This is a genomic window from Halomonas sp. C22 (assembly GCF_007655045.1).
Classification (GTDB): Bacteria; Pseudomonadota; Gammaproteobacteria; order Pseudomonadales; family Halomonadaceae; genus Vreelandella; species Vreelandella hamiltonii.
This window is the reverse complement of the sequence record NZ_VBVC01000004.1, coordinates 250,191-270,834: the sequence shown is the minus strand read 5'-3', so window position 1 is coordinate 270,834 and position 20,644 is coordinate 250,191. Positions and strand designations below refer to the sequence as shown.

22 protein-coding genes are annotated in these 20,644 nt (G+C 58.9%); 4 read left to right on the top strand and 18 right to left on the bottom strand.

The window, feature by feature from the left end:
* Positions 1–33 precede the first annotated feature (33 nt).
* Positions 34–861 carry a hypothetical protein gene (locus tag FEU76_RS10625; RefSeq protein WP_096923003.1) on the bottom strand — a complete coding sequence of 276 codons (828 nt, stop codon included), beginning with the start codon at positions 859–861 and terminating at the stop codon, positions 34–36.
* 9 nt (positions 862–870) lie between these two features.
* Positions 871–2,163, bottom strand: a complete 1,293-nt coding sequence (locus FEU76_RS10620; RefSeq protein ID WP_039177964.1) for a nucleotide sugar dehydrogenase — start codon at positions 2,161–2,163, stop codon at positions 871–873.
* 181 nt (positions 2,164–2,344) lie between these two features.
* Between FEU76_RS10620 and ubiG the strand changes: the two genes are divergently transcribed.
* Both ubiG and FEU76_RS10610 read left to right on the top strand, forming a co-directional pair.
* Complete coding sequence (gene ubiG / locus FEU76_RS10615; protein ID WP_016913825.1) at positions 2,345–3,088, top strand: bifunctional 2-polyprenyl-6-hydroxyphenol methylase/3-demethylubiquinol 3-O-methyltransferase UbiG; 744 nt, start codon at positions 2,345–2,347, stop codon at positions 3,086–3,088.
* Positions 3,089–3,760, top strand: a complete 672-nt coding sequence (locus FEU76_RS10610) for an HAD-IA family hydrolase (RefSeq protein WP_144982791.1) — start codon at positions 3,089–3,091, stop codon at positions 3,758–3,760.
* 54 nt (positions 3,761–3,814) lie between these two features.
* On the opposite strand, the gene FEU76_RS10605 is transcribed toward FEU76_RS10610, so the two are convergent.
* The 13 genes from FEU76_RS10605 to FEU76_RS10545 form a co-directional block, all read right to left on the bottom strand.
* Complete coding sequence (locus tag FEU76_RS10605) at positions 3,815–4,576, bottom strand: YciK family oxidoreductase (protein WP_016913823.1); 762 nt, start codon at positions 4,574–4,576, stop codon at positions 3,815–3,817.
* Between the two features lie 27 nt (positions 4,577–4,603).
* Positions 4,604–5,410, bottom strand: a complete 807-nt coding sequence (ybgF, locus tag FEU76_RS10600) for a tol-pal system protein YbgF (RefSeq protein ID WP_039177973.1) — start codon at positions 5,408–5,410, stop codon at positions 4,604–4,606.
* Positions 5,411–5,462: 52 nt separating this feature from the next.
* A complete protein-coding gene (gene pal / locus FEU76_RS10595) occupies positions 5,463–6,002 on the bottom strand; it encodes a peptidoglycan-associated lipoprotein Pal (RefSeq protein WP_039177975.1) in 540 nt (179 codons plus the stop codon).
* 45 nt (positions 6,003–6,047) lie between these two features.
* The gene (gene tolB, locus FEU76_RS10590) at positions 6,048–7,334 is read right to left on the bottom strand and encodes a Tol-Pal system beta propeller repeat protein TolB (RefSeq protein WP_039177977.1); all 1,287 of its coding nucleotides are present in this window, start codon (positions 7,332–7,334) and stop codon (positions 6,048–6,050) included.
* Positions 7,334–8,482, bottom strand: a complete 1,149-nt coding sequence (tolA, locus tag FEU76_RS10585) for a cell envelope integrity protein TolA (RefSeq protein ID WP_144982789.1) — start codon at positions 8,480–8,482, stop codon at positions 7,334–7,336. Before tolA ends, tolB begins: the two co-directional genes overlap by 1 nt.
* Before the next feature lie 13 nt (positions 8,483–8,495).
* Positions 8,496–8,933 (bottom strand): protein TolR, encoded by a 438-nt coding sequence (tolR, locus tag FEU76_RS10580; RefSeq protein WP_016913818.1) that lies wholly within the window; start codon positions 8,931–8,933, stop codon positions 8,496–8,498.
* Between the two features lie 11 nt (positions 8,934–8,944).
* On the bottom strand, positions 8,945–9,625 hold the full coding sequence (gene tolQ / locus FEU76_RS10575; RefSeq protein ID WP_227408033.1) for a protein TolQ: 681 nt from the start codon (positions 9,623–9,625) through the stop codon (positions 8,945–8,947).
* A gap of 112 nt (positions 9,626–9,737) precedes the next feature.
* Positions 9,738–10,139 carry a tol-pal system-associated acyl-CoA thioesterase gene (gene ybgC / locus FEU76_RS10570; protein WP_039177985.1) on the bottom strand — a complete coding sequence of 134 codons (402 nt, stop codon included), beginning with the start codon at positions 10,137–10,139 and terminating at the stop codon, positions 9,738–9,740.
* A complete protein-coding gene (ruvB, locus tag FEU76_RS10565; protein ID WP_039177987.1) occupies positions 10,136–11,173 on the bottom strand; it encodes a Holliday junction branch migration DNA helicase RuvB in 1,038 nt (345 codons plus the stop codon). The genes ybgC and ruvB overlap by 4 nt, the downstream gene beginning before the upstream one ends.
* A gap of 83 nt (positions 11,174–11,256) precedes the next feature.
* Positions 11,257–11,862, bottom strand: coding sequence for a Holliday junction branch migration protein RuvA (gene ruvA, locus FEU76_RS10560; RefSeq protein WP_039177989.1), 606 nt, complete (start codon positions 11,860–11,862; stop codon positions 11,257–11,259).
* A 69-nt stretch (positions 11,863–11,931) separates the two neighbouring features.
* Positions 11,932–12,483, bottom strand: coding sequence for a crossover junction endodeoxyribonuclease RuvC (ruvC, locus tag FEU76_RS10555; RefSeq protein WP_096923010.1), 552 nt, complete (start codon positions 12,481–12,483; stop codon positions 11,932–11,934).
* Positions 12,484–12,582: 99 nt separating this feature from the next.
* Positions 12,583–14,364: an aspartate--tRNA ligase gene (aspS, locus tag FEU76_RS10550; protein ID WP_039177993.1), complete on the bottom strand. Its 1,782-nt coding sequence runs from the start codon at positions 14,362–14,364 to the stop codon at positions 12,583–12,585.
* 65 nt (positions 14,365–14,429) lie between these two features.
* Positions 14,430–14,705: an FmdB family zinc ribbon protein gene (locus tag FEU76_RS10545; protein ID WP_016913811.1), complete on the bottom strand. Its 276-nt coding sequence runs from the start codon at positions 14,703–14,705 to the stop codon at positions 14,430–14,432.
* A 199-nt stretch (positions 14,706–14,904) separates the two neighbouring features.
* Here FEU76_RS10545 and FEU76_RS10540 point away from each other — a divergent pair, with 199 nt between their 5' ends.
* Positions 14,905–15,858: a D-2-hydroxyacid dehydrogenase gene (locus tag FEU76_RS10540; protein ID WP_144982786.1), complete on the top strand. Its 954-nt coding sequence runs from the start codon at positions 14,905–14,907 to the stop codon at positions 15,856–15,858.
* Positions 15,859–16,007: 149 nt separating this feature from the next.
* Here the strand turns inward: FEU76_RS10540 and FEU76_RS10535 are convergent, their stop codons facing one another.
* Positions 16,008–16,907: a YihY/virulence factor BrkB family protein gene (locus FEU76_RS10535; protein WP_039177997.1), complete on the bottom strand. Its 900-nt coding sequence runs from the start codon at positions 16,905–16,907 to the stop codon at positions 16,008–16,010.
* Positions 16,908–17,085: 178 nt separating this feature from the next.
* On the opposite strand from FEU76_RS10535, the gene FEU76_RS10530 reads away from it, so the two are divergent.
* Entirely contained in the window at positions 17,086–18,180 is a 1,095-nt protein-coding gene (locus FEU76_RS10530) for a bifunctional nicotinamide-nucleotide adenylyltransferase/Nudix hydroxylase (RefSeq protein WP_144982783.1), read from the top strand.
* Here FEU76_RS10530 and FEU76_RS10525 read toward each other — a convergent pair.
* Together FEU76_RS10525 and cls are read right to left on the bottom strand one after the other, a co-directional pair.
* Positions 18,177–19,094: a LysR substrate-binding domain-containing protein gene (locus FEU76_RS10525; RefSeq protein WP_144982780.1), complete on the bottom strand. Its 918-nt coding sequence runs from the start codon at positions 19,092–19,094 to the stop codon at positions 18,177–18,179. The two genes, FEU76_RS10530 and FEU76_RS10525, sit on opposite strands and share 4 nt — an antisense overlap.
* A 51-nt stretch (positions 19,095–19,145) precedes the next feature.
* Positions 19,146–20,564, bottom strand: coding sequence for a cardiolipin synthase (gene cls / locus FEU76_RS10520; protein WP_144982777.1), 1,419 nt, complete (start codon positions 20,562–20,564; stop codon positions 19,146–19,148).
* Between the last annotated feature and the right edge of the window lie 80 nt (positions 20,565–20,644).

Sequence of the window (20,644 nt, the reverse complement as noted above, 5' to 3'; positions counted from 1 at the left end):
ATCCCTAACCCCAAATTATCGGCGTGTGGCGTGCTAGTTACGCAGCATCTCCATTTGTGCGCTAAATGCCAGTTGGGCTTGCCGCACCTGTCGTACATCGCTTTCGAGGGTCGCCAACCGCTGCGACCACTCGGCTTCCAGTGACGCCAGCTCGGACTGGCTTGCAAACGTGGCGGTGGTGTCATCCTCCAGCGCTTCAGAGAGCTGGGCAAGCTGTTGCTCCATGGTATCACGCCACTGCTGCTGCTCGGCCAAGACAGCCTGCTCGCTGGCCAGTTGCTGCTCCAGCTGCTCGAGTCGTTGGCCGAAGGACTGTTCCAGATAAGACACCTCTTCAAGCAGATTTTGTCTACCGGAAGTCCCTACCTGCTCCAGCGCATTCAGCGAGGCACGAATCGCTGCCAGCTGGTTGTCTCGCATGGCAGCCTGCTCCTCCAGACGCTCGAACTGCTGAGCGACGGAGTTCAGCGCATCACTGGAGGCACTGGCCTCATGGTCAGTGAGCAGGCCATACAACTCTTCACGCGTGGTGGAGAGCGCAATGGCAAGTTGCTCCTGCTCCTGGAACAGTGTGGCCATTTGAGCCTGTACAAAGGTTATCTCATCCTGAGCATCGGTGTCACCCGAGTCCAATCTCGCATGAAGATTGGAGACCTCGCCACTCACCCGGTTGACTTGTCGCAGGAGCTCTTCACGCTCGTACCACAACAGCACCGATGCCCCGGCCAAGGCCACGACGAGCAGCATCAGGAAACACCATAATGGCCAGAGCCTTGGGCCTTTGCGATGCCGCAAGTGCTGCGCAGTGAAGCTCTGGTCGACATCCGGCACGATACGAGGTGATGAGGTGGCGTCAGACATGATTTTTCCTTAGGGCAACATCGGGTCGGCGCGTCGTCCAATTCCCCGGTAGTGTAGGCCACAGCTGGCGACAAAAGCAGGGTCATAAATATTGCGGCCATCCAGTACCAGTTTTTCTCCCAGCAGCGTCGCCAGGCGATGCCAATCCGGGTTCCAGTAAGTCTTCCATTCCGTCACCAGCATCAAGGCATCTGCCCCTTGGCACGCCTGGTAAGGGTCGCCTTGGACGGTAATCAAGTCATCGCGCTGGCCGACGGCTTCATGCAGGGCCGGCAGTGCTGCCGGGTCATGCAACTTGACCGTTACGCCCTGCGCCCAAAGGGCTTCCAGCAGTGTCAGCACAGGGGCGTGGTCGATTCGTGCCGTTCCCGGCTTGAAGGCAGCCCCCCACACGGCAATCGTCTTGCCTGCCAGGTTACCATCGAAAAACGCCCACAATTTTCTGAACAAGGTCTCTTTCTTTTGCTCGTTGATATCCATGACCTGCTCCAGCAAAGCGGAGTAACGGCCATGCGCCGATTGAACATCGGCCAGGCCCATCAGATCACGGGAGAAATTGGGGCCACCAAAACCACAGCCGGGATAGAGATATTCGAAACCGATTCGGCTATCCGCCCCCATCCCCTGGCGCACATGCTCCACGTCCACACCCAATGTATCCGCCAAGCCAGCAACTTCATTCATGTAGCTGATACGCGTGGCCAACATACCATTGATGGCCAGCTTGGTCAGTTCAGCCGCTCGACAGGGCATACGCTGAAACACTTCGCTGCGGCGATTGAAGGCCCGCAACAACTCACGCGTGACCTGCTCACCGTGAGCATCATCACAGCCCAGTAGCCAACGCACCGGCCGAGTGAAAGCGGACCATGCCCGGCCTTCTTCCAACGTGTCAGGCAGCGCCACACGGCTATGCTGATGGCCCATCAACGCATGAAGGCGCTCGGTTTCACCCACAGGGAAAGTCGAGTTATTGATCAGCACGCCGCCTTGATAATCAGCAAACGTGGAACTGTTGAGCAGACGGCGCGCTGAATCACGTTGGCTAGGTGACAGAGCCAGCCAGACCACATCGGGCGCGTGAGACGAGTCGAGTGTTTCGATGACGCGCAGTTGCCCCGACGCCAAGGCCTGTTCCAGCTGCGCCATGAGCGAAGGCTCACGGCGCAGCCAATCGACCTGAGCCAATGATGACCAGGGCATGTCTTCGTGCAACAGCCAGTCCACCTGATGACCTACCCAGGCGAGGGCGGCAGCCGCCGTGGCGGCACTCAGCTCGCTACCGTGCAGTAATACCCGCATTCAAAGGCTCTCCATGGCAAACAACCGTCGATAAAATAGGGGGTTGGGCATCATGCCTCGCTCCTTTTCATGCGTTCCGCTCCGGGAGTGGTTAGAATACTCCCATACTCAACGATAGAAGGGTGATGGGCAAGGCATTGCCCTCTCCGCTTTATTGCCGACTTGCTCAGGGAGCCATACCATGTCATCGACTCTTCAGGATAGCACCACTGACCGCCTACAGGGCAACGTTGATGCGGCAGAAGTTGCCAAATTTGAAGCACTTGCCAGCCGCTGGTGGGATCCTCACAGTGAGTTCAAGCCACTGCACGACATCAACCCTTTGCGGCTGGACTTCATTGATGCTCGCGCTGGCCTGGCAGGCAAACAAGTGCTGGATGTAGGTTGTGGGGGCGGCATCTTGAGCGAAGCCATGGCGCACCGTGGCGCACGCGTGACCGGTATCGACATGGGCGAAGCACCGCTGGGAGTGGCCAGACTGCACGCTGAAGAGAGTGGTGTGGCTATCGACTACCAGCACATCAGTGTCGAAGCACTGGCAGCCCAGCAGCCTGGCACGTTCGATGTGGTCACCTGCATGGAGATGCTGGAGCACGTGCCAGACCCGGCTTCTATCATCCGTGCCTGCAGTCAACTGGTGCGGCCAGGCGGCCACGTGTTCTTTTCTACGCTGAACCGCACGCCCAAGTCCTACGCCTTCGCTATCGTCGGTGCCGAATACCTGCTCAAGCTACTTCCCCGTGGCACCCACGACTATGCAAAATTCATTCGCCCCTCCGAAATGGCCCACTGGGCGCGTAGCGCCTCGCTGGAAGTGCGTGAGCAGAGCGGTTTGACCTATAACCCGCTGACACGACACTACCGCCTGGTGGCCCATGACGTATCGGTCAACTACATGATGCACTGTCGCAAGGTGAGCGAATAGATGCGCCCTTCTGCCCCCCACGCCGTGATCTTCGACCTGGATGGCACGCTGGTGGACACAGCGCCGGATCTGGCCGCCGCCACCAATGCCTTGAGAGCCCATCATGGCCTCGCGGCCCTGCCCTTCGAACAGATTCGCGGGCAGGTCTCCAATGGTGGCAGTGCTCTGGTCTCGCTGGCTCTGGGTCTTGACAGCGGCAGTGACGAGCATGAGCAGGCGCGTGACTTTCTACTCGATGCCTACGAGCAGAAAGTCGCCGTACACAGCCGCCTGTTTTCTCCGCTGGACGTGTGGCTGCATGCCTGGCAAGAACGCGCTCGCCCTTGGGGAATCGTCACCAACAAACCAAGGCGCTATACCGTTCCGTTATTGGATGCCTTGGAACTCACACCTGGGGCACTGCTGTGTGCCGATGACCTGAGCGTCAAGAAGCCTGCGCCGGAACCCTTGTGGGAGGCCGCCAGACAGCTGGGAGTCGCGCCTGAGCGGTGCTGGTACATTGGCGATCACGTCAGGGACATGCAGGCAGCGCGAGCGGCTGGCATGCTGGCCGTTGCGGTGGGCTATGGCTACATCAGTGAAGAGGACGACTATCAGCAGTGGCCTGCCGATGTCTGGTTTGCGACGTGCGAGGAGCTGGTGGCCGCGTTAGACGACCACCACTCCCAGTGACATGCTCATCGGCCCATGGGGCCGATGGCGCACTTGCTGCATCCTTCAGGCAAATCAACTACGCGGCGGCTGGGCATCGTACTTCTGGCCGCTGACCCCTTGGCTGTCCGGGCCCATCAGCCATAGGTAGGTGGGCATGATCTCTTCTGGCGTGCGCAGCGTCAGCGGGTCTTCGCCAGGATAGGCCGAACGCCGCATCTGGGTTCGCGTGGCACCAGGATTGAGCGTGTTCACCCGCACATGCGGCTGATTTTCGAGCTCGTCTGCCAGCACTTCCATGAACCCTTCGGTGGCAAACTTGGAGACTGAGTAGGCGCCCCAATAAGCACGACCTTTACGACCGACGCTAGAGGAGGTAAAGATCACCGACGCGTCATCAGACGCCTGCAGCAGCGGCAACAGCGCCTGCGTCATCCAGATGGGGCCGTTGATGTTCACCTGCATGACCTGTTCCCACAGCTCGGGATTGTACTGGTCGAAGGGGGTGATACGGCCCAACAGCCCTGCATTGTGCAACAAACCATCCAGCCGACCGAACTCGTTGTTCAACGTCTCGGCCATGTCGTGGAAGTCTTTTAACGTAGCGCCTTCGAAGTTCAACGGGAAAATGGCTGGCTGAGGACCGCCTTGAGCTTCGATTTCATCGTAAACGCGTTCCAGCTTGGCAATGGTACGACCAAGCAAAATCACGGTTGCCCCATGTTTGGCATACTCAAGCGCTGCAACACGCCCTATGCCATCGCCCGCACCGGTTACCAACACGACGCGGTTTTCAAGCAAGCCAGGCGCTGGTTGATAGTCGATTTTGCAGTTCATGAGGATTCCTTGATCCAAGAAAGCCGATTAACCGGCTGATTGACGGAGAAAATCATTGGCAAGGCCAGCAGCGCTGCTTTGCGGGTAGTCGTCACGCACTTGCTCCAACAGCTCACGACTGCGTGCCGCTTCCCCTTTACGCGCCTTGACCAGTCCCAGCTTGTAAAGCGCATCAGGCACTTTGGAGCTGCCACTGTATTGCTCGATGACACGTGTAAAGGCCTGATCTGCCGCGTCCAACTCACCTTCTGCCGCGTACAGTTCGCCCAGCCAGTAATGGCCATTGGCAGTCAGGCTGCTGTCCGGGTGGTCGGCCACGAACGATTCGAAAGCCGCAATGGCATCGCCGAACTGGCGCGCCTGCACATGAGCAAAGGCAGCCTGGTAATCGGCCTGAGCGTCGTCACTGACGTTGCGGGTCGATGGGGCCTGGGCTACCTGCTCGGCAACTTCCGGTTCGACTTGGGGCGTGGACTGCTCGATCTGACTGGGGCCGCTGCTCATCAGGCGGTCTTCGATATCCAGATACTGCTGCTGAGACTGTCTACGCAGCTGTTCCAACTGGTGACGCAGCTCTTCGATCTGCCCCCGCAACTGCTGGATTTCCTGCTGGTGCTCTTGAACCTGATTGAACAGCACCAGGTTGCCACCCGAGGACTCCTGACGCTGCGTCTGTTGGTAGAAACCCGAAGAACCAGAAGAGAGATCTTGCACCAGCGGCTGCTGAGCAACGGCGGAGGCAGTAAACAGGGATAAGGGCAATACGGACAGCGGGAGCACCAAGGCTCCCGCACCGCACAGCCTCTCAAAATAGCGTTTGAGACTGTGATTCATTGATAGCTCCGAAAGGCCATTGGCGTGCCTGATGGCAGGCACGCCAACGCTATCAGTAGTTGAAGACTACGCGACGGTTCTGAGAGTAAGCGCTTTCGCTCTGACCGCTCACTGCCGGACGCTCTTCACCATAGCTGACAACGCTCATCTGTGAAGGAGAAACGCCCTGAATGTTCAGGAAGCGCTGCACGGCTCCGGCACGACGCTCGCCGAGGGCCATGTTGTATTCACGCGTACCGCGCTCATCGGTGTGACCATGCAGAACGACGCGCGCGTTCGGGTTGGCACGCAGGTAGCGAGCATGTGCCATGACGACGGACTCATATTCGCTCTTGATGGTATCGCGGTCAAAATCGAAGTAGATGGTACGTACTTCGGGAATACGCGAGTCGGCTTGCTGACCAGCACCCGAGCCAGTGGTGGAACCATACTGACCACCCGCACCTGCGCCCGACGTGCCAGACCCTACGCTGCTGCCAGACTGGCTGCCGTAGGCGTCCCCGTCCTGGGATCCGCCGGTGCTGGAACAGCCAGCGATCACTACGATAGATAACGCTACTGCCAATGAGCGAGCCAACGGCTTAAGTTGCATAATCAGACTCCTTGCCTGAAAACAGAGTTTAGTGCTGTTCATTCGTTAATTTAAAAAAGGTGACCATGCAGGGTCACGCACTTCGCCTTGTGCTGCTGGCAGCCTGAACGATGAACGGCCATCGGCTGAAACGGCACTGAGCACTCCCGCACTACCCTGCTGGGTAGCGAAGATTACCATGGTACCGTTCGGTGCAACACTAGGAGATTCATCTCTTGTCGATTCGCTCAAGACCACTAAGCGACCACCCCCAAGATCCTGCTTGGCAACCTGATAACCCCGGCTTGAACGATGGATGAAGAAGATCTCTTCACCGTCGGGAGAGAAGCGGGCACGGGCATTATAGTTACCTGTGAACGTAATGCGATTAGTTTCGCCACTACCCAGCGAATATTGATAAATCTGCGGCCCACCGCTGCGGTCAGAAGTAAAAATCAGGCTGCGGCCATCGGGTGACCATGCTGGCTCGGTGTCGATGCTGTTGCTTTGGGTGACACGCTCCACGGAGCGGTTGGCCACATCCAGAATGTAGATTTCAGGCTGACCATCCTTTGACAGCGACATGGCAATGCGACGGCCATCGGGCGACCAGGTGGGCGCGCCATTGATGCCGTCGAACGACGTCGCCTGCACACGCTGGCCGGTAGCCACGTCCTGAATGTAGATGGCGGCCTGGCCAGACTCGAAAGACACATACGCCAGTTTACGTCCATCCGGTGACCATGCTGGCGACATGATGGGCTGGTCAGAGGTCAGCACTTGCTGGCTTCTGCGGCCATCGGCATCGGCCACGTAGAGGCCGAACTGCATGTTGTCGCCCACGCCTTGCGCAGTCACATAGGCAATGCGCGTGGAGAATGCGCCACGAATATCCGTGATCGCTTCGAAGATCTCATCGCTGATATAGTGCGCCGCACCACGCAGATCATTACTGTTGGCGGTGACGGTTTCACTCAGGATGGGACGCTGACCACTGATATCCATAAGGTCGAACTGCAGCTCATAGCCACTGCCCGATTGGCGCGCTCGGCCTACTACCAGATAGCGGACATCCAATGAACGCCAGGTGCCGAACTGAACGTCGCTGGCCTGGCTGGGGCGCTCGAACATGGCGCCTCTATCCAGCGGTGAAAAGAAGCCGCTGCGCTCGAGGTTGTCCTGGATGATCTGAGCCACGTCTTCCGGGAAGCCTTCGCCTCCCTCGAACGGGACCACGCCAATGGGCAGCGCACGGTCACTGCCACGGGTTATTTCAATGGTCAGGTTTGCGCTTGCCACACTGCTGATCAATAGCAGTACGCAAAAAAGCCACACTTTGCTCAACGTTTGCATCAGCGAACATCCCCCGGGGTAAATCGCAGATTAAATTGACGTAAATTGCGCTGCTGATCCGCTGGCAAGTCGCGTAACTCGCCAAACGGTGCTGCATGTTCGACCGCCTGCATTGCCGACCGGTCAAAGGCACTGTCGCCACTTGAAGTGACCACCGATGTGGCAAGCAGTTCGCCCGATGGTCCAAGCCTTACTTGTATGGTAGCACTCATCGAGTTGCTTGCTCCCGGCGGAATGACCCAGGCCTGCTCAACGGCTCGCCGCACGATGTTGATAAAGCTGTTTGCCGCCTGCTGGGCCTGCTGAGCATTGGCAGCCGCTTCGGCTTCACCCGCCAACTGGCGCTGCATGGCCGCTTCTGCCGCTTCGGCAGCACGTCGCTCCTCAGCCTCACGCTGACGCTGGGCTTCGGCTTCCCGCTGACGCTGGGCTTCTGCTTCAGCCTCCCGCTGGCGTTGGGCTTCTGCTTCGGCTTCCCGCTGGCGTTGGGCTTCTGCTTCAGCCTCCCGCTGACGTTGGGCTTCTGCTTCGGCTTCCCGCTGGCGTTGGGCTTCTGCTTCGGCTTCCCGCTGGCGCTGGGCTTCTGCTTCGGCCTCCCGCTGGCGCTGGGCTTCTGCTTCGGCTTCCCGCTGGCGCTGGGCTTCTGCTTCGGCTTCCCGCTGGGCTTGGCGTTGGGCTTCTGCTTCTTCCCGGGCGCGCTGCTCAGCGGCCTGCTCTTCTGCTGCCCGCTGAGCTTCCTGCTCACGCCGCTGGGCCTCTGCTTCGGCCTCGGCTTGGGCTTCGGCCAGCTCACGGGCTTGCTGCTCTGCACGGGCTGCGGCTTCTGCCTCGCGCTGTGCCGCCGCGGCAGCCTCTGCTTCAGCTGCCTGCTCTGCGGGGCTAGGTGCTTCAGGTGCTGGCTCGCTCTCGGCCGGCTCGGTCGCACTGTTCAGCGCGGCCTGCTGCTCGGTGACCTGCTGCGCCTGATCGGTAAAGGTTTCCGTGCTGACAAAAGTGGCCTGCACGATCGATGAGGAGTCGGGCTCTGCAGGCGTGCTGGGTAGCCGAATCAGCGTGAACGCAATCACGACGAGATGCACGCCAATCGCCAGAACCGTCGGCAATGTGTAGCCGACATCCTGGGGGTCGCGTGGTGGTTTCACTGCCATCGGTGACTCGCCCTTAGCCATCTTGCGGCGGCTCTGAGAGCAGCCCAACGTTCGCCACACCAGAGCGTTGCAGGGTGCTCATCAACATGACGACCTGGCCATAAGGCACGCTACGGTCGCCCCTGACCATGACAGGGGTGCCAGGTCGCCGTTGGAGAATGGCAATGACGCGTTCGGAAATCTGCTCCAAAGAGACATTGCTGGTGTCTTCACCCAGGGTGATGAAGTAGCCACCGTCACGATCCACCGAAATGATGATCGGATCACTGTCTTCTTGAGTCTCGATAGGTTCCGAAGTGACCTGCGGCAAATCCACCTGTACGCCTTGCGTCAACATGGGCGCCGTGATCATGAAAATGACCAGCAGCACCAGCATGACATCGATGAAGGGGACGACATTGATCTCCCCCATGGGCTTTTTCTTGCCGCCGCGATTAAACGAACCTTGCATGACGAACTCCTTTAGCGGGCATCGGGCTTGCCGTCGCGACCTTGCAAGTTGCGATGCAGGATCGCATGGAATTCTTCAGCAAAATTTTCGTACTTGCCCAACAGGCGAGAGGCTTCGTTGGAAAGGCGGTTATAGAAGATAACGGCAGGAATCGCTGCCAGAAGGCCCATGGCGGTGGCGATCAGGGCTTCGGCAATCCAGGGCGCCACGGTGGCCAAAGTGGCTTGCTGGGTCATGGAAAGCGACTGGAACGAGCCCATGATGCCCCACACCGTACCAAACAGGCCGACGTAAGGGCTGACCGATGCCACAGTGGCCAGAAAAATCAGGTGCTGGGTAAGGCGATCCTCTTCCCGCGACCAGGCAACGCGCATGCTGCGCTGAACGCCTTCGAGGATCGTGTCGGCGTTACGCGTCTTGGGCATCAGACGGTTGAACTCGCGAAAGCCGGACTGGAAGATATGCTCCGCGCCGTGGCGTGGGTCATCGGCAGGAATTTCGCGGTACAGTTCATTGAGGTCGACACCCGACCAGAATGACTCTTCGAATTGATTGTACTCCTGCTTGGCACGACGCAATGCCATGCTGCGCTGGAAAATCACCACCCAAGAGAGGATCGACCCCACCACCAGCAGTAACATGACGAGCTGCACGACGGTGCTGGCACTCATTATCAAGTGGGGTATGGACATGGTGTTATCGTTCACAGTTGCCCTCTTCAATCTATTGGCGTCGACATGGCGACATGGGTAGCGGTGGTCATTTCACCGGGTTTAGCTAGCACGAGATCACACTGAAGGTCGGCTAGTGAGCCGACACAGAAAGATCGAGCGATGCAGGCCACGCTTTGGGCCGTAAGGTATCAGCGCTCAAACAGGCTATCTCGACTGTGGCGGAGCACAAGAGTTCCTTGTCTCGCCACACCTGCTGCTCGAATGTCATTCGACAACGGCCTTGATTGGCCATGGTGGCCGTTACGGTCAGCGCATCGTCGAGACGTGCTGGCTTGGCATAGCGGCAGGCAATGCGGTATACCACTAGCTGCGTCCCTTCGTCTAGCAGCGTTTGCTGATTCAGGCCCAATTCTCTCAACCATTCACTGCGGGCGCGTTCCATAAACTTCAGATAGTTAACGTAGTAGACAATACCGCCCGCGTCAGTATCTTCTATGTAAACGCGCACTGGCATCGCAAAACCATCGGTCATGGCCGCCGCTCCCCTTCTGCATTCATGGCACTGTCGGGCGCTATACGCTCGAAATGTTGCCACGCCTGGCGCGTCACCACCCGACCACGTGGCGTACGCATCATCAGGCCCTGCTGAATCAGGTAAGGCTCGATCACGTCCTCGATGGTATCGCGCTCCTCGCCAATCGCCGCCGACAGCGAATCGACCCCGACAGGCCCACCGTCGAACTTGTCGATCATGGCCAGCAGCAGGCGGCGATCCATATGGTCCAGGCCATGATGGTCGACGTTGAGCATGTTCAAGGCGGCATCGGCAAGGGTCACATCGACCACCCCGTTGCCCTTGATCTCGGCATAGTCACGTACGCGGCGCAGCAGGCGATTGGCGATGCGAGGCGTCCCCCGCGAGCGCCGTGCAATTTCCACCGCGCCTTCTCGGCTGGTTTCCACCCCTAGCAGGCGTGCCGAACGGGCGACGATTTCCGTCAGCTCTTCGAGATTGTAGAACTCCAGACGCTGGACGATACCGAAGCGATCGCGCAGCGGCGAGGTCAGCAGTCCTGCTCGCGTGGTCGCCCCCACCAGCGTAAAGCGGGGAAGGTCGAGCTTGATGGAGCGCGCCGCAGGCCCTTCACCAATCATGATGTCGAGCTGAAAGTCTTCCATGGCGGGATAGAGGACCTCTTCCACCACGGGCGAAAGGCGATGTATCTCATCGATGAACAGAACGTCACCCGGCTCCAGGTTGGTCAGCATCGCAGCCAGATCCCCGGCCCGCTCGAGCACCGGCCCGGAAGTCGACTTCAGGCCGACCCCCATTTCGGTGGCGATGATATTGGCCAGCGTGGTCTTGCCAAGGCCTGGTGGGCCAAACACCAGCGTGTGGTCAAGGCTCTCTTCCCGCAATCTGGCCGCGCCAATAAAGATTTCCAGCTGCTCACGGACTCGGGGCTGGCCAATGTAGTCCCGAAGGCGCTTGGGCCGAATGGCGTGATCGATGCGAACTTCCCCGTGCTCCGGTTCAGCGGCGATCAATCGGTCATGTTCTAGCATGGCAACTCTTCTACTGGATCTGATCAACGCCGGAGCGACACGAGGTCCGGCACGCGGTGTATCAAGTGGAATTTGCGTTGCGCTCAGCCACTCATGCGCTGAGTCAGCGCCGCCTTGATCAACGCTTCGGTGGATTGATTAGGATCTACATCGGCCAGCATTTTAGCAGCTTCGGTCAGCTTGTAGCCGAGGCTGACCAGCGCTGCCTCTGCATCGGCCAAACTGTCGCGCGGGGCTGGACGGCCACTGGTGGCCTCCAGGGCCAACGGGGCGTGGCTCTGCTCCCAGTCGGGAAAGCGATCACGCATGTCGATGATCAGCCGTTCGGCCGTCTTTTTGCCCACCCCAGGCAAACGGGTCAATGCCTTGCTGTCATCGTCACGCACGCAGCGCATGAAGGCGTCCTCATCCATCCCCGAGAGAATCGCCAGCGCCAGTTTGGGGCCTACACCACTGACCTTGATCAAGGCGCGAAACAGCGCACGCTCATGCTCACGGCCGAAGCCATACAGCAAATGGGCATCGTCGCGAATGGTCAAGTGCGTATATAACGAGACGTTTTCACCTGGCGCAGGCAGCGCCACCAGCGTGTTCATGGAGGCTTCCAGTTCGTAGCCAACGCCATGGACATCCACCACGATCCAGGGGGGATGCTTCTCGATCAATAAACCAGTTAACCGACCAATCATAGGGGTGCTCGCGGGTAGTGAAAACGGTAAGCCACTATAAAGCGACTCTGTACAGATGACCAGTAACGGCTATAGCCGCCAACGCCCCGTAGAGCGTCGTTTACCCTGCTTGGCCGCGGGGGGAACTCGACCACTTCCGGTGAACGCGTGGGTCAAGGCAATGGCCAGCGCGTCGGCCGCATCGGCTTGAGGCGTGGCGGTCAACTGCAACAGCGTCGTCACCATGTGCTGCACCTGTGTTTTCTCGGCACCCCCATGTCCCGTGACGGCCTGCTTGATATGCCGGGCAGCATACTCGGAAATACTCAGCCCATGGTTGGCCAGGCATACCAGCGCGGCGCCTCGAGCTTGGCCCAGCTTTAGCGCCGAGTCGGCATTCTTGGCCATGAACACACGCTCTACCGCGACTGCTTCAGGTCGATACAGGCCGATCACTTCCCCGAGCCCGGCATAGATCTGCGCCAAACGCTGCTCCAGCGCCCCATCAGAGGTACGTATACAGCCGCTGGCCACATAGCGAGGCTTCATGCCGATCAGGTCAATGACGCCGTAGCCGGTAATCCGTGACCCAGGGTCGATCCCCATGATTCGAACGACTGCCACGGACTGATGTCCTTCCATGTACTGACTCCTGGTAACGCGATGGCAGATAAGGTGACACATAACAAAACACCGACGCAGAGCGTCGGTGTTGGCTACCTCTGGCAGGCGACAGAGCGTTTACTCGCCTGTGGTCTCCGCCTTGGCCTTTTGGCGCAGTCGAATGCTCAGCTCCTTGAGCTGCTCGGGGCTGACTTCGCCGGGGGCGTCGGTCATCAAGCAGCCAGCGCTTTGCGTTTTCGGGAAGGCGATCACTTCACGGATGGTTTTGGCACCGACCATCAGCATGACCAGGCGATCCAGACCGAAAGCCAAACCACCATGGGGCGGTGCACCGTACTGCAAGGCATCCAGCAGGAAGCCGAATTTCTCCTGCGCTTCCTCCTGGCCAATCCCCAGAATGTCGAATACGGTGCTTTGCATGGACTGATCGTGGATACGAATGGAACCACCGCCCAGCTCGGTACCGTTCAATACCATGTCGTAAGCACGCGATAGTGCGGCGGCCGGGTTGGCCTTGAGCTCTTCCGGCGTGCAGGAAGGCGCCGTGAAGGGATGGTGCAGCGGGCTCAGGCGGCCTTGATCATCGGCTTCGAACATCGGGAAATCGACCACCCAGAGCGGCGCCCAGGGCTGGGTATACATGGCCAGATCAGCGCCCAGCTTGACACGCAGTGCGCCGATGGCTTCGTTGACGATGCGCGTTTTGTCGGCACCGAAGAAGATGATGTCGCCATCTTCTGCACCCACGCGATCGAGCAGTTCCTCGACGACGTTCTCCATGAACTTGACGATGGGCGACTGCAGGCCTTCCAGCCCTTTGGCGCGCTCGTTGACTTTGATCCAGGCCAGGCCCTTGGCGCCGTAGATACCGACGAATTTGGTGTATTCGTCGATCTCTTTGCGCGACAGCTTCGCTCCACCCGGCACACGCAAGGCAGCTACACGGCCATCTTCCGCGCTGGCAGGACCAGAGAACACCTTGAAATCCACCTGCTGCATCAGGTCATCGACATCCGTCAGCTCCAACGGAATGCGCAGGTCCGGTTTGTCGGAGCCGAAGCGATCCATGGCTTCCTGCCAAGTCATGCGCGGGAACTCCGGCAGCTCGACATCCAGCACTTCCTGGAACAGCTGGCGGATCATGGCTTCGGTGATGCCCATGATATCGTTTTCCTCGACGAACGAGGCCTCGATATCGATCTGGGTAAACTCTGGCTGACGGTCGGCACGCAGGTCTTCGTCACGGAAGCACTTGGCAATCTGGTAGTAGCGGTCAAAGCCCGCCACCATCAGCAGCTGCTTGAACAGCTGCGGCGACTGCGGCAGTGCAAAAAAGCTACCCGCATGGGTGCGGCTCGGCACCAGGTAGTCGCGGGCACCTTCGGGTGTCGCGCGGGTCAGGATGGGCGTTTCGATGTCCAGAAACCCCTGGCCTTCGAGAAACGCACGAACGCTGTGCGAAATACGTGAACGCAGGCGCAGCTTCTCGATCATGTCCGGCCGGCGCAGGTCGATGTAACGATGCTTCAAGCGCACCTCTTCACCCACCTTGCCATGCTCGTCCAGCTGGAAAGGCGGCGTGAGGGCAGTGTTGAGCACCTCGACTTCCTTGGCCAGCACTTCGATCATGCCAGTCGGCATGTTGGGGTTCTGAGTGCCTTCGGGACGCAGGCGAACACGCCCTGTAATACGCAGAACATATTCACTGCGCGCACGGTCGGCATTAGCAAACGCCTCGGCGGTATCGGGGTCGACGACGAATTGCGCAATCCCATCGCGGTCGCGCATGTCGAGAAAGATAACCCCACCGTGATCACGACGGCGATGTACCCAACCGCAGACGGTGACCGTTTGATCCACCAATGTTTCGTTCAGCTGGCCGCAATAATGGCTGCGCATGTCTCTTCCTGTTCTGTTGCGTGACTATGTAAGGGGTCGCCAACTACCTCGGCTGACCGCCGCGGCTAAGCCGCGGCGCCTTTGCTGGGGGATGGCGTGCTGGTGTCGCTGGACGAAGAGCCAGCCGAGCCACCGCCAGCAGCAAGGTTCTTTTTGCTACCGGTTTTGAAATCGGTTTCGTACCAGCCGCCACCGGCCAGACGAAAGCCTGCCGCAGACACCAGCCGTTCGAGGTCATCCTGCTGGCAAGCGGGGCATTGAGTCAGCGGATCAGCGCTGACCTTCTGTAGTTTTTCCATGCGATGGCCGCAGGCCTTGCACTCGTACTCATAGATAGGCATGTTGAGGGCTCCTGAAAAGCACAACGTCAACAGACTGATATTTACAGAAAAGTGGCGAACGACTAGGCCGCCGAGCTGACAATATGTGGCCTGCTGGGATAAATTCCAAGACTGCGGTTGATAGCGCGAACATTATACCCTTTTGTGCCCCCTGCCGGGCAAGGCCAAGCGCCACTTGGCAGCCAATGGAGAAAACAACATGCCTCATGCGGTAATGCTGGATGCAGAAAGCCTGGGCCCCCATATCGACCTGACGCCGATTCGTGAGGCCGTCGATCACCTGGAAACCTATCAACAAAGCACCCCAGAGCAGGCCCGCGAGCGCCTGAAAAACGCGGATATTGCCATCGTCAACAAGGTCACACTGGACGCCGACACGTTGTCGCAGTTGCCTTCGCTACGGCTGATCTGCGTCCTGGCCACGGGATTGAACAATATCGATCTTGACGCAGCCAAAGCTCATGGCATCGTCGTCAAGAACGTCTCCGCCTACGGCACGGCCAGTGTCTCTCAGCACACGCTGATGCTGATGCTGTCGCTGGCCAATCGCCTGCCGCGCTATCAGGCAGATATCGCCGCAGGAGCTTGGCAGAAAAGTGATTTCTTCTGCCTTCAGAACCACCCGACGCTGCAGCTGGCTGGCAAGCAACTGGTCATGGTAGGTAGTGGCGAACTGGGCTCGGAAGTCGCTCGTCTGGCCGAGGCCTTCGGCATGCAAGTGACCTTCGCCGCGCGTCCTGGCAACGAAGCCGCCGATAAGCGCCCGGCTCTGGACGACCTGCTGCCCAACGCCGATGTCATCAGCCTGCACTGCCCCCTGAACGACGACACACGACATTTGATCAGTCAAGCGCGTTTGGCCAAGGCCAAGCCTTCACTGCTGCTGGTCAACTGCGCGCGCGGCGGCATCATCGACGAAGAGGCCGCTCTGGAGGCGCTGCGCAAAGGAGCGCTGGGCGGGCTGGCCGTTGACGTGCTGCCCGCCGAGCCCCCCCGCCAGGGGCATGCGTTGCTGGATGCCTTGGCAGCAGGAGAGCCGCTCAATTTGATCGTCACGCCGCATAACGCCTGGATCACCCCCGAAGCGCGTCAGAACATCGTCTTGCTGTCGGCGAAAAACATCACTGACTGGCAGGCAGAGCAGTCCGCCTGAGGCGGCAATACGTCAAAACGTCGCAAAATGACCAGAAGCGTGATGTAGGGCCAGGGGTTCCATTGATACGTGGGTCACCCTGGCCCCTTGAACCTTCCCAGGCACCATTCCACGCAGACAGCACTGCGACAATGGCAACCTCCTGTTCATCAAAGCAATTCTTGGCGTACCAATACCGCACTGTTGCGGGGCACCAGAGGGCGCCCTCGGCGCAGCAGCAGCGAACGGGTAAACGATGCACCGAACAACAGTATCAAGGAACTGTAGTAGACCCACAGCAGGATCATCACTACCGAGCCCGCGGCACCATAGGTAGATGCGGTGGCCGTATAGGCCAGATAGATGGCGATCAGGCTGCGGCCTATCGTGAACAGAATCGCCGTCACCAGCGCGCCGATCAGCACGTCCTGCCAACGCAATACCACATCGGGCAGCACTTTGAAGATAGTGGCAAACAGCAAGGTCACCATGGCCAGCGAAATGAGCGACTCGGCAGTGGTAGTGACGATGGTCGCGATGGGCAGCAGGTCACTGGTGGCGTGCAGCATGCTGCGCAGGAAAACGCCCAGCACCAGAGAAACGAGCAGAATGAAGCCAATCGAAAGCACGACGGTCAGCGACAGCAGGCGCGTCTTGATGAAAATGAAGGCGCTGTTGCTGGTAGGCTTGGCCGTGACGCCCCAGATGGTATTGAGTGAAAACTGCATCTGAGCAAAGACCGTGGTGGCACCCACCAGGAGCGCAACCACCCCTAAGACAGTAGGCAGAAGCCCGGACTCTTCGATACGCGACTGGGCAACCGCCTGTTCCACCGCCTGGGCAGCCTCGGCCCCTAACGTGCCTTGAAGCTGTGCCACGATTTGCCCTTGAGCAGCATCTTCCCCCAGCACCACCCCGATCACGGTGACGGCAATGATGATCGTCGGAGCCAGCGAAAAAAGCGTATAGAACGCCAGCGAACCAGCGTAGCTGAAGGCATTGCGCTCCAGCCATAGAGAGATTGCATCTTGTACCACGTTCCACCAGAAAACGAGCGTGCGCTTCAGCATAGTTATTCCCTTTAAAACCATTCCCAGCGTCCTTTTTTATAACGCCACTATCACTATCAATAGGTAAGCATACCGAATGAAACCGTTGAGCGCAGGGTTTGATGCATTGCACAGAAGTGACTCACTGACCATAATGGCCACGCCTGATGGCCAACTGACCAGCGCGCAAGGACACCCCATGACACCGGATGCTGCCCTCTCCCCTTCGAACCATGAGTTTGACTGCCTAGTCTTCATTGGTCGTTTTCAGCCGCCACATCTGGGGCATTTGGCCATCATCCGCGAAGCGCTCAAACAGGCGCGTCAGGTCATCGTCATGGTCGGCTCTTCGTGGCAAGCGCGTTCGTTACGCAATCCCTGGCACTTCAATGAACGCCAAGCCATGATCCGCTCGGGATTCGACGAAGCCGAGAACCGCCGCCTGGAAATCACGCCCCTGCTGGATGCCCTTTACAATGACGATGTCTGGGTGCGGGATGTGCAACGCAAGGTGCGTGACCTGGCTACCCCCGCCAAGGCTCGTCTGCCACGTATCGGACTGATCGGAGCCAGCCGTGGCCAATCGAGCTACTATCTTTCGCTGTTTCCTCAGTGGGAATCGGTCAGCGTTCCGCTGGTGGAAGGCATTTCAGCCAGCCAGATTCGAGAACGGCTGTTTCGCTCCCCGGACGCCACCGGCGACTATCTGAGCACTGGCGCTTATCATGATCTTCCCCCGGGGGTGGTCAGAAGCGTAGGACAGTTCTGCAAGGGTGATGCTTATCATCAGTTGCTGGAGGAGCAGCATTTGCTGGACCAGTATCGCCAGGCCTGGGCAAAAGCCCCTTACCCGCCCATCTTCGTGACGGTAAATGCCGTGGTGGTGCAATCTGGCCATGTATTGCTGGTGAAGCGCACTGCCGCCCCTGGCAAGGGGCTGTTCGCGCTGCCCGGCGGCTTCATCAACCCTCACGAACGCTTGCTGGATGCCTGCCTGCGCGAGCTGCGCGAACGCTTGCGGCTCAAAGTGCCGGAACCGGTGCTGAAGGGCTCGCTACGCGGCCAGCGTCTGTTCGATGAGCCACACCGCAGTTGGCGAGGGCGAACGCTCGCCGAAGCTTTCTATTTTGCGCTGACCCCCGACCAGCAGCTACCTCGCCTGAAGCCGGTCAAAGGCGGCGAGCATGCCCGCTGGGTGGCGTTGGCCGACCTGGAGCCGGAAAGTCTGTTTGAAGACCACTTCTTCATCATTCAAAACTTTCTAGGGCTACCGGCCAACCTGGGCGGCGTTTAGCCCTGCAGAAAATCGCGCGGCAGCTTCATCATTTGCCGCCATAGGCGCTCTACCCCGGGCTTGTGCACCAGCGAGCAACGATACAAACGGATTTCCAGAGGAATATCCCACCCCTCATCTCCTGCCCGAACCAGCCGACCGCTCTTCAGCTCTTCACGGATGCAGAAATCGGGAATCCAGGCCACGCCGACTCCTTGCAACACCATGCCCTTCAGGCCCTCGGCCATGGCCGTTTCGTACACCGTGCGCAGCTTCATGCGTAGCGGATCGTTCTTCAGCAGCATGCGCACGCTACGCCCCAGGAAAGCACCCTGTGTGTAGGCCAGGTAGGGAATCGACTGATCACGCAGCAGCGAGAACAGCGGCTTGCCCTGCTCATCAGGGAGCGACACGGGCAACATCTTGACCTTGCCAATCGAAAAAGACGGGAACACTTCGGCGTCCAGCTGCATGGTGGCAAACGGGTCATAGTAAGCCAACATGAGGTCACAGTTGCCTTCCCGCAGAACGTGAATCGCCTCGCCCACATTCATGGCCACCAACCGCGTCGGCAGTTCGCCCAAACCCTTCTGCAGCCGCGAGATCCAGGGCGGATAAAAACTCAACGCCAAGGAGTGCGCGGCCACGATATCCAGCGCCTCGTTGGCAATCGAGAGGCCACGCAAATGGCTGAGTGATTCATTGAGTTGCTCTACCAGGTTGCGCGCAGTGACCAAAAAAAGCTGGCCTTCCGAGGTGAGCCCTATGGGTGTCGTCGAGCGGTCCACCAAGGTGACTCCCACCGCTTGTTCCAGCGCCCTGATGCGACGACTAAAGGCAGGTTGGGTCACATGGCGCTGCCTGGCAGACGCAGAAAAACTGCGCGTGTTGGCCAGTGCCACAAAATCTTCTAACCATTTTGTTTCAAGATTCACCCAACACTCCCTTTGTTTATTGGTTCTTTGTGATCGCGGCTGGCCCAGCGGCTACTGGACGGGTGACATCAGGTACGCGGCGCGGGATACGACTTTTTTCCACATTGGCCGCTGGCTGACTTCATCGAGGGTAACGCGTCGACACTGGGCGAAATCGGCTTCCAGCATCTCGGCCACCTGTCGGGTAAAATCAGCGCTGGGTATGAAGGCGGTAATCTCGAAATTCAATCTGAACGAGCGATTATCCAGATTGACCGTACCGACGGCAGACGAGCTGTTGTCGATAAGCATGACTTTTTGGTGTAAAAAGCCAGGCTGATAACGGTATATTTTCACACCTGCCTTGAGCATGTCGGGCAAGAACGAGAACGCCGACAGGAAAACCAGCAAGTGATCCGGCCGCTCCGGGATCATCACACGCACATCTACACCGCGCATGGCCGCCAGTCTCAATGAATCCTGAACGCCCTGGTCCGGCACGAAATACGGGCTGGTGACCCAGAAACGTTCGTTGGCACTGTGAATCAGCTGCTGCACCAGCAGCCCTGCCGTGTCCTGCTTGTCCGCAGGCCCCGACGGCACGATGACCACTTGTTGGTCATGCCCCGCGGCGGGTGCCGCGTGCCAGTTCAGCGTAATCACTTCCCCTGTGGCCCAGTGCCAATCCTCCCAGAACGCTTCCTGGAGGCCGAGAACGCTAGGACCGTGCAGTAACAGATGAGTATCGCGCCAAGGGCCATGCTTCTTACTCTGCCCCAGATACTCTGTGCCGACATTGAAGCCGCCTACCCACCCCTGCTCCCCATCCACCACGGCAATCTTGCGGTGGTTGCGGAAGTTGAGCTGGAAGCGGTGTTTGATGCCACGCGACGATCGAAACGGGGTCACTTCGACACCTGCCTGTTTCAGCTCTTTGAAATAACCGTCTCGCAGCTTGCGGCTGCCAATTTCATCGTAGAGAAAATAGACACGCACACCGCGCTGGGCCGCGCCTACGAGATGCTGCTGCAACTCACGTCCAAGCGCATCATCACGCACGATGAAGAACTGCAGCAACAGATAGTGCCGAGCCTGCGCGATGCCTTCGAACAAGCTGTCGAACGTTGCTTGCCCATCGATCAGCAACTGCGGGTGATTGCCTCGGGTCAGCGGCATCATCGCCAGCTGCTCAACGGCCTTGATATCGGTATTGGTGGACTCGACCACGTGGGGCTTGATGTTGTGACGATAGCGCACCAAGACTCTGCGCAGCACCGTATCTCTTGCACCGCGTGCGGTCACATAGCCATAGAAGCGGGGGCGTCCAAAAAACCAGTAGGCGGGTAAAGCGATATAGGGAAAGGTCAGCAGTGAAATGATCCACGCGACAGCACCCTGGGATGTCCGACTGGACATCAACGCCATTACTGCCGAGACCATCCCCAGAACGTGGATCATCATGATCGCCGTGCCTAGCAGCCATGAGGCCATTAACGCTTCCTCGTCATCATCAGGACATCTTGCTGTTTTTCTATAGCGACCATGCGGAGAAGCCCCGCCTGGGACGGGGC

Coding starts and splice junctions, on each gene's coding strand:
- ruvC (WP_096923010.1), bottom strand. CDS start 12,483: ATGGAAGGACATCAGTCCGTGGCAGTCGTTCGAATCATGGGGATCGAC.
- ruvB (WP_039177987.1), bottom strand. CDS start 11,173: ATGCTAGAACATGACCGATTGATCGCCGCTGAACCGGAGCACGGGGAA.
- FEU76_RS10535 (WP_039177997.1), bottom strand. CDS start 16,907: ATGCTGAAGCGCACGCTCGTTTTCTGGTGGAACGTGGTACAAGATGCA.
- FEU76_RS10530 (WP_144982783.1), top strand. CDS start 17,086: ATGACACCGGATGCTGCCCTCTCCCCTTCGAACCATGAGTTTGACTGC.
- FEU76_RS10620 (WP_039177964.1), bottom strand. CDS start 2,163: ATGCGGGTATTACTGCACGGTAGCGAGCTGAGTGCCGCCACGGCGGCT.
- tolR (WP_016913818.1), bottom strand. CDS start 8,933: ATGCAAGGTTCGTTTAATCGCGGCGGCAAGAAAAAGCCCATGGGGGAG.
- tolA (WP_144982789.1), bottom strand. CDS start 8,482: ATGGCAGTGAAACCACCACGCGACCCCCAGGATGTCGGCTACACATTG.
- FEU76_RS10625 (WP_096923003.1), bottom strand. CDS start 861: ATGTCTGACGCCACCTCATCACCTCGTATCGTGCCGGATGTCGACCAG.
- tolQ (WP_227408033.1), bottom strand. CDS start 9,625: ATGTCCATACCCCACTTGATAATGAGTGCCAGCACCGTCGTGCAGCTC.
- FEU76_RS10605 (WP_016913823.1), bottom strand. CDS start 4,576: ATGAACTGCAAAATCGACTATCAACCAGCGCCTGGCTTGCTTGAAAAC.
- cls (WP_144982777.1), bottom strand. CDS start 20,564: ATGGCCTCATGGCTGCTAGGCACGGCGATCATGATGATCCACGTTCTG.
- tolB (WP_039177977.1), bottom strand. CDS start 7,334: ATGCAAACGTTGAGCAAAGTGTGGCTTTTTTGCGTACTGCTATTGATC.
- FEU76_RS10540 (WP_144982786.1), top strand. CDS start 14,905: ATGCCTCATGCGGTAATGCTGGATGCAGAAAGCCTGGGCCCCCATATC.
- pal (WP_039177975.1), bottom strand. CDS start 6,002: ATGCAACTTAAGCCGTTGGCTCGCTCATTGGCAGTAGCGTTATCTATC.
- FEU76_RS10545 (WP_016913811.1), bottom strand. CDS start 14,705: ATGCCTATCTATGAGTACGAGTGCAAGGCCTGCGGCCATCGCATGGAA.
- ybgF (WP_039177973.1), bottom strand. CDS start 5,410: ATGAATCACAGTCTCAAACGCTATTTTGAGAGGCTGTGCGGTGCGGGA.
- ubiG (WP_016913825.1), top strand. CDS start 2,345: ATGTCATCGACTCTTCAGGATAGCACCACTGACCGCCTACAGGGCAAC.
- FEU76_RS10610 (WP_144982791.1), top strand. CDS start 3,089: ATGCGCCCTTCTGCCCCCCACGCCGTGATCTTCGACCTGGATGGCACG.
- aspS (WP_039177993.1), bottom strand. CDS start 14,364: ATGCGCAGCCATTATTGCGGCCAGCTGAACGAAACATTGGTGGATCAA.
- ruvA (WP_039177989.1), bottom strand. CDS start 11,862: ATGATTGGTCGGTTAACTGGTTTATTGATCGAGAAGCATCCCCCCTGG.
- ybgC (WP_039177985.1), bottom strand. CDS start 10,139: ATGACCGATGGTTTTGCGATGCCAGTGCGCGTTTACATAGAAGATACT.